This window comes from Sphingomonas sp. CBMAI 2297 (genome assembly GCF_029870595.1).
Lineage (GTDB): Bacteria > Pseudomonadota > Alphaproteobacteria > Sphingomonadales > Sphingomonadaceae > Sphingomonas.
The window spans coordinates 139,079-146,257 of the sequence record NZ_JAPDIR010000006.1 but is presented as its reverse complement, the minus strand read 5'-3'; the positions used below and the strand labels follow the sequence as shown (position 1 = coordinate 146,257).

The following is a 7,179-nucleotide window of genomic DNA, read 5'->3' as shown; positions in this document are numbered from 1 at the left end:
AATTCCTTAGTCCCGAGGGGGGATTTCGCTGTTGAACGCCTGTCTCACCGAATTGGACCGATGTCGCATCGCGGCACGGGTCCCGCTTCGGGACATCAACGGCTTAGCAGGCTCCGCGCGCGGCAGTCGCTGGGGGTTTCGCCGAAGCGCGCCTTGAACAGCCGGCTCAGATGCGCCGCGTCGCTGAAGCCCAGCCGCTCGGCGAGGTCGCCGATCCGCTCGGGATTCTCCGGGTTGAGCAGGGCCTGGCGCGCCGCCTCCAGCCGCATGTCGCGAATATAGGCCTGGACGCCGCCGCCTTCCTCGAACAGCCGGTGCAGCGTGCTGCGCGAAACGCCCAGCTTGCGGCACAGATTGGCGACGGTGAGCGCGGGCGAGCCGAGATGCGCCTGCACTTCCTTGCGCGCGCGCATCATCAGCGTGGCGGGCTCCTCGCGGAAGCCCGGTGCCTCGGTGCGGCTCGCACCCTTGAGCGTCAGCACGAGCACGTCGAGCATCGACTTGCCGAGCTGGGGCGCATCCCCCTCGGTGAAGCGGGGCAGGGCCTCGCGCACCTGCAGCATGTGCGAGGCGAGCATCGCGCTTTCCGCGGGGTTCAGCGCCACGCCGTGCAGGCTGGCCGGGTCCAGCCCCGCTTCGATCGCCAGCCGGCGCGGCACGGAAAAACCGATGCTGCGCCCGCCGGCGGAATCGTGGAGCGATGTTTGGCTATGGTCGACGAGAACCGCGGAGCCGGGCATCTGCACCCAGTCGTTCCTGCCCGCGATGCCGGCTGCCTTGCCGTCCAGGTTCACGACGGCCGCGATGGTGTCCTGTCCCATGTCGACGAGCCGCCTGTCGCGTTTCCAGCGCTGCGAGGCGATGTCGGTGTACATGAAACCGATCTCGCCCAGCCGCACCAGCTCGCTCGATACCCGGAAGGTCTCCAGCGGCTCGGTGCGGAAGAGCGAGCCTATGTTCGGCCAATAGCCCTGCCACGCGTCAAAGCGGTCGCCGGGCGCTATATCTGCGGTCGTGTAACGGTGAACGCGGACAGGATGCGACGCCAAACCACACTCCCGAGTTTCTCTAGCGTACGGGGATTCCATTCGATTCCCGGCATTTAAGCGATCCACTCTATAGACGGGAGGCCGCAGCTGCACGCGGATTCTGCGAACGTGCCCCGAAGCGGCGCAAAGGTTACGAAGAATTAATCCTCGCGGCAACGGGTCGACGCTCTCCCCCGGGGAAGGGGGCGGCAATTTCGCATTTCGGATTCCGCGGTGCCGCGCGTTATGCTGTCGGAGGGTTTGAAGCCGTTGAACAAGGCCGTGCGACAGGATCTGACGGAGAACGACCGGCGCCTGCGCCGCGCCCTGATCGCGTTCTTCGCGCGGCGCGTCCAGACCCTGCCGGAAGCCGAGGACCTTACTCAGGACGTCTTCTTCCGCATCGTGCGTGATCCGAAGCGCGAGGCGCCGATGGCGGATGCCTATGTCTTCCGGATCGCGGCGAACCTGCTGCGCGACAAGGGGCGGCGCGAGCGGGTGCGCACCAGCTATCGGGAAGCCCGGGCGATCGAGGATTTCCTGGGCATCGATCCGCTGGACCCGCACCGGGTTGCCGAGGGGCGGGAGAATCTCGATCTCGTCGCGCGCACGATCGCCGAACTCCCCGAGAAGACGCGAAGGATTTTCACGCTGTATCGCATCGAGAACATCGACAAGCGCACGATCGCGGACAGCTTCGGCCTGTCGGTTCGCATGGTCGAGATTCATGTCCAGCGCGCCCTGGGGGCGCTGGCCGGGGCGATGGAGGAATGCCGGTGAGCGGCGGCGATCCGGAAGCGGCCCGCGAGCAGGCGGCGGCATGGCTGATGCGGTTCCATGAAGGGCCGATCGCCCTGGAGGAGGAGCTCGAGCTGGAATTGTGGCTCGAGGCTCATCCGGCCAATCGCGAGGCGCTCGCCAGCATCGCGCGAGCCTGGCGAGGGGCGGGCGAGGCCGCCGAAGTCCCCGAGCTGGTCGCGGTCCGCGCCGACGCGTTGAAGGCGCTCAGCCAGACCGATCGTCGCGCCCCGCGCGGCTGGAGACCGGAGCTGCGCCACGCGCTGGGGGCGCTCGCCGCCTGCCTGCTGCTGATCGTTGCCACCTTCCATTTCTATCCGCGCGGCGAAACCTATCGGACCGGGATCGGCGAGCGCCGCGTGGTCCTGCTGGACGACGGATCGCGGCTCTCGCTGGACGCGGCGAGCGCCGTCGAGGTGCGCTATGACGGCGAGCGTCGTGCGCTGCGCCTGCTCGGCGGGCGGGCGCGGTTCGAAGTCGCCAAGGATCCGCGGCGGCCCTTCACGGTCACGGCCGGCGATCGGATGGTGGTCGCGACGGGAACCGCGTTCAGCGTCGAGCTCTTCCGGGCCGAGGTGCGCGTGGTGCTCTACCAGGGCTCGGTCGCGGTACTCGAGGACGGACCCGCGGACCAGGCACCGCGCCACGTCCTGCTCCAGGGGGACGGCCGAACGCCGGCGGACCGGATGCTCGCACCCAGCACCGCGCTGATCATTCCCACCGGCGCTTCGGCGGCGGCGCGGCTCGAGGCGGTGGACACGGCACGCAGTTCCGCCTGGGAACAGGGGCAGCTCGTCTTCTCGGACGAGCCGCTGGGCGTTGCCGTGGAGCGAGTCAATCGCTATTCCGGCGCCAGCCTGGCGATCGAGGATCCCGTCACCGCGGCGCTGCCGGTAAGCGGCACGTTCAACGCCGGCGATACCGAAGCCTTTGTCGACGGCGTCGTCACGCTCTACGGGTTGCGCAAGTTGCGGCGCGGCGAAACCCTGATCCTGCGCGCGCCCGAACGCTAGGTCGGGGCAGCGATTCCTCTGATGACTGAGGGGAAAACGCCATTCGGCCCGGGCGTTTCGCGATATCGCCCCTCGTGCGTCTTTCTTCCCGGAAGCTCCCGGCGAACGAGGAGCGATGCAGGGGAACAGGGATGAGGGGATCGATGGCGCTGCTTCGCATGGGGGCCGCCGTGATGGCGGTCGCGAGCTGCCTCCCGCCGGTGTCGGCGCAAATGCAGGCCAGCTATCGGCTCGACATTCCCGCACAGGACATGGAGTCCGCGCTCAAGACCGTCGCGGGAGCGACTCATGAGCAGATCGTGTTCCGCGGCGAAGCCGTGCGCGGCAAGCGGAGCAATGCGCTGCACGGCTCCTATACCGCCGATGTGGCGATCGCGGCGCTGATCCGCGGATCGGGGTTGAGCGTCTCGCGCAGCGCGCGCGGCGTGTTCGTCGTCGTCGCCGGGACGGCCGGCACGACCGTCGCGCAGGACGGGGAGCCGGACCTCGAGAAAGCCGTCGCGGCCGAGCAGGAGATCGTCGTCACCGGCACCCACATCGCCGGGGCCCCCATCGCCTCGCCGGTGGTCCGGATCGACCAGCGCCAGATGCGCGAGGCCGGGCAGCGCGACCTGGGCGAAGTGATCCGCAACATCCCCAGCAACTATAATGGCGGACAGAATCCGGGCGCGCGGTTCCAGGCGGGCACGGCCGCCAACACCAATGCGTCGGGCTCCTCCGCGCTGAACCTGCGCGGCCTCGGCCCGGACGCGACGCTCACCCTGCTGAACGGCCGCCGGCTTCCCTATGACGGCACCGCGCAGGCGGTCGATGTCTCGGCGATTCCGCTCGATGCGGTGGCGGAGCTCCAGATCATGCCCGATGGCGCCTCCGCGCTCTATGGGTCGGATGCCGTCGGCGGCGTCGCCAACATCATCCTGCGGCGCGACTTCGAGGGTGTGAGCACCTCGCTGCGTTTCGGCACCGCAACCGACGGCGGCGGGTTCCTGCAGGAATATGGCGTGGTCGGCGGTGGCCGCTGGAGCGGCGGCGGTGCGCTGGTCGCCCTGCAATATGACCGGCAGAACGCGGTGCGATCGGATCAGCGCGACTATACTCGCTATGTCATCGGCCCCAACACGCTGCTCGATGCGCACAAGCATTTCAGCGGCCTCGTCACCGCGCACCAGGATCTTACCGATCGCCTGACCTTCAGTATCGACGGCCTGTACAGCTGGCGCCACAGCGACGGCGCCGAATATTCGACCGTCGCCTTCGCCGCGACGACTCGCTTCAGCAACGAGAATTACGCGATCTCGCCGACGCTGACATGGCGCCTGCCGGGCGATTGGAAGGCGTCGCTGAGCGCGTCCTACGGCGCCAACAAGACCCGACGTTTCGACGATTATATCGACAAGGTCAGCGGCTATAATGACGGCGGCAGCAGCATCTATGACAACTACGCCTATGGCGGCGAGCTGGACGCGGACGGCAAGCTGTTCGCCATTTCCGGCGGCGATGTGCGGCTGGCGGTGGGGGCGGGGTATCGCTTCAACCATCTCAAGGTCTATTCCGCCACCTCCGCCGTGCCCACCGGCGACGGGCGCGGCAATTATTATGGTTTCGGCGAGCTTTCCGTGCCGCTGGTCTCCGCCGCCAACGCTTCGCCCTTCCTGCACCAGCTGACCATCTCGGCGGCGCTGCGCCATGAGGAATATGATCGCTTCGGCGGCGTCACCACGCCCAAGCTCGGCCTGGTCTATGCGCCGGCGCCGGATTTCGATCTCAAGCTGTCCTGGGGGCGCTCGTTCAAGGCGCCGACGCTGCGCAACGAGTTCCAGCTGTTCCGGGTCGGGCTCCAGCCCGCATTCTATTATGGGGGCAATTATCCCGCCGGATCGACCGTCCTGTTCACGTCGGGCGGCAATCGCGACCTGAAGCCGGAGCGCGCGCGAACCCTGTCGACGACGCTCGACCTGCATCCCCGGGCGGTGCCGGGCCTGAAGCTGTCGGCCACCTATTTCGACATCGACTATACCGATCGGGTGATCCAGCCGGTCAGCAACGCCACGCTCAAGGTGCTGGACAATCCCGCGCTGCAGGAGTTCATCGACTATGCTCCGACCCCGGCCCAGCAGGCCGCGCTGATCGCCCGCGACAGCAGGGGCCTCGGCAACTACACGGGCACGCCCTATGATCCGGCCAAGGTGGTGGCGATCATCCGTAACCAGCTCGTCAACGCCGCGCGCCAGCGGATCAGGGGCGTGGATCTGGTCGGCAGCTATCGGATTCCGGTCTCGAGCGGCGACGTGACGCTTTCGGGCCAGGCGAGCTGGTTGCGCAGCAATCAGCGGAACACCGCGAGCGCGCCGCTCACCCAGCTCGCCGGGGTCAATTTCAATCCGCCGCGCTTTCGCGGGCGCGGCGGCGCGACCGGGCATTTCGGCGGATTCACGGCGGCGCTGTTCGCCAACTATACGGGGCCCATCACCGATCTGAACGTCGCGCCGCCGGTGCAGCGAGGCGACATGACCACGCTCGACCTGTCGCTGATGTGGAAGGCGCCGGCGGCGCATGGCCCGCTGAGGGGCTTCGAGATCGGGCTGTACGTGAACAATCTCACCGACGCGCGGCCGCCCTATCTCGCGTCGTTCGACGAGACCACCGTCAACTATGATTCGACCAACTATTCGCCGCTGGGCCGCTTCGTCAGCGTCTCGCTGCGCAAGGCATGGTGAGCGACATGAAGAATCAATCGCACCGCATCCTTCTGCGCGGCGGCGCTGCCCTGGCCGCGCTGGCGCTCGGCGTCTCGCCGCTCATGGTCCGGGGGCAGGCCGTGGACCTCGAGATGACCGACCGCATCGTCGACGAGGGCCAGCGGCGGGGCGAGGTGATGGAGATCGCGCGCTATCTGAGCGACGAGATCGGCAGCCGGCTCACCAATTCGCCCGGCGCGCGCAAGGCCGAGGCCTGGACGCAGGAGAAGTTCCGCGGCTGGGGCCTCGCCAATGTCCACAAGGAAGGCTTCCCCTTCGGGCGCGGCTGGTGGATGGAGCGCGCCAGCGTGCGGATGATCGCGCCCCGGCCGCTCGCGCTCACCGCAATCCCGATCAGCTGGACGCCGGGGACGAACGGCGTGATCACCGCTCCGATCGTCTTCGCGCCGATGACTAGCCGGGCCGATTTCGCCAGGTGGAAGGGCAAGCTGGCCGGCAGGATCGTCCTGGTCTCGAGCCCCGACGAGGCGCGGACTCCACCGGCCGCGTCGCCCGTCACTGCCGAGGAGTTCGCCAGGCTGGCCGCCTATGAGCCGCCCAAATTCACGTCCGATGGCCTGGCCCGGCTGGAGAAGTCCTATTTCTTCCCGCGGCAGATGGAGGAGTTCCTGAAGGCCGAGGGCGCGCTCGCCTATGCGCGGATCGCCAATCGCGACGGCAAGCTGGTGATGGGCGACGGCCATCGCTTCGCGCCGGGCGACGAGGCGCCGCTGCCCGCGGTCGAGATCGCCGCGGAGGATTATCGACGCCTCGTCCGCCTCGCCGATGCCGGGCGCGAGCCGACGCTCGCGATCGAGAGCGTGGTCCATTATGACGACAGCGATCCGCAGGCCTACAACATCTTCGCCGAGATTCCCGGCAGCGACCCGAAGGCCGCCTATGTGATGGCCGGCGCGCATCTCGACAGCGCGGCGGCGGCGGACGGCGCGGCGGACAATGGCGCGGGCGTGGCGATGGTGATGGAAGCGGCGCGCATCCTCTCGAAAATGCCGCGCCCGCGCCGTGCCATCCGCTTCGCGCTATGGGGTGCCGAGGAACAGGGGATGATCGGCAGCTCGGCCTTTGTCGAGCAGCGCCTGGCCGAGCGGGTGCCGCCGGCCGAGCCCAGGGTGGGCGCGGGCGGGCGCTTCTGGCTCCGCTCGATGAGCTGGCCGATCGTGAAGCGGCCGACCTGGGGCGAGATGTCGGTCTATTTCAATCTCGACAACGGCTCGGGCAAGATCCGCGGCGTCTATGCCTATCGCAACCTGGCGGCCGTGCCGATCTTCCAGGCATGGCTCGCGCCCTTCGCGTCGATGGGGGCCACCACGGTCGCCGCGTCGGACAATACCGGGCCGGACAATGAATATATGCAGATGGTCGGCGTGCCGGGCTTCCAGTTCATCCAGGACTGGAACGATTATGGCCGCATGCACCATACGTCGATGGACACGTTCGACCATCTCGACGCCGACGACATGCGCCAGGCCTCGATCATCCTGGCGAGCTTCCTGTGGAATGCGGCGAATGCGGACAGGCCCTTCCCGCGGCGCCCGTTTCCGACCGAGCCGCGGCGGAGCGGGCCGGCGAAGTGATTGTCGG

At 68.0% G+C, this 7,179-nt stretch carries 5 protein-coding genes; 4 read left to right on the top strand and 1 reads right to left on the bottom strand.

Annotation, left to right across the window (positions count from 1 at the left end):
- Nucleotides 1-95 precede the first annotated feature (95 nt).
- Entirely contained in the window at nucleotides 96-1,049 is a 954-nt protein-coding gene (locus OMP43_RS10695) for an AraC family transcriptional regulator (protein ID WP_280279712.1), read from the bottom strand.
- A 261-nt stretch (nucleotides 1,050-1,310) separates the two neighbouring features.
- Between OMP43_RS10695 and OMP43_RS10690 the strand changes: the two genes are divergently transcribed.
- From OMP43_RS10690 to OMP43_RS10675, 4 genes are all read left to right on the top strand, one after another.
- Nucleotides 1,311-1,808, top strand: a complete 498-nt coding sequence (locus tag OMP43_RS10690) for an RNA polymerase sigma factor (RefSeq protein ID WP_280279711.1) — start codon at nucleotides 1,311-1,313, stop codon at nucleotides 1,806-1,808.
- Entirely contained in the window at nucleotides 1,805-2,839 is a 1,035-nt protein-coding gene (locus OMP43_RS10685) for a FecR domain-containing protein (RefSeq protein ID WP_280279710.1), read from the top strand. The genes OMP43_RS10690 and OMP43_RS10685 overlap by 4 nt, the downstream gene beginning before the upstream one ends.
- A 143-nt stretch (nucleotides 2,840-2,982) precedes the next feature.
- The gene (locus OMP43_RS10680) at nucleotides 2,983-5,556 is read left to right on the top strand and encodes a TonB-dependent receptor (RefSeq protein ID WP_280279709.1); all 2,574 of its coding nucleotides are present in this window, start codon (nucleotides 2,983-2,985) and stop codon (nucleotides 5,554-5,556) included.
- A gap of 5 nt (nucleotides 5,557-5,561) precedes the next feature.
- Nucleotides 5,562-7,172: a M20/M25/M40 family metallo-hydrolase gene (locus tag OMP43_RS10675; RefSeq protein WP_280279708.1), complete on the top strand. Its 1,611-nt coding sequence runs from the start codon at nucleotides 5,562-5,564 to the stop codon at nucleotides 7,170-7,172.
- The last annotated feature ends 7 nt before the right edge of the window (nucleotides 7,173-7,179 follow it).

Coding starts and splice junctions, on each gene's coding strand:
- OMP43_RS10680 (WP_280279709.1), top strand. CDS start 2,983: ATGGCGCTGCTTCGCATGGGGGCCGCCGTGATGGCGGTCGCGAGCTGC.
- OMP43_RS10675 (WP_280279708.1), top strand. CDS start 5,562: ATGAAGAATCAATCGCACCGCATCCTTCTGCGCGGCGGCGCTGCCCTG.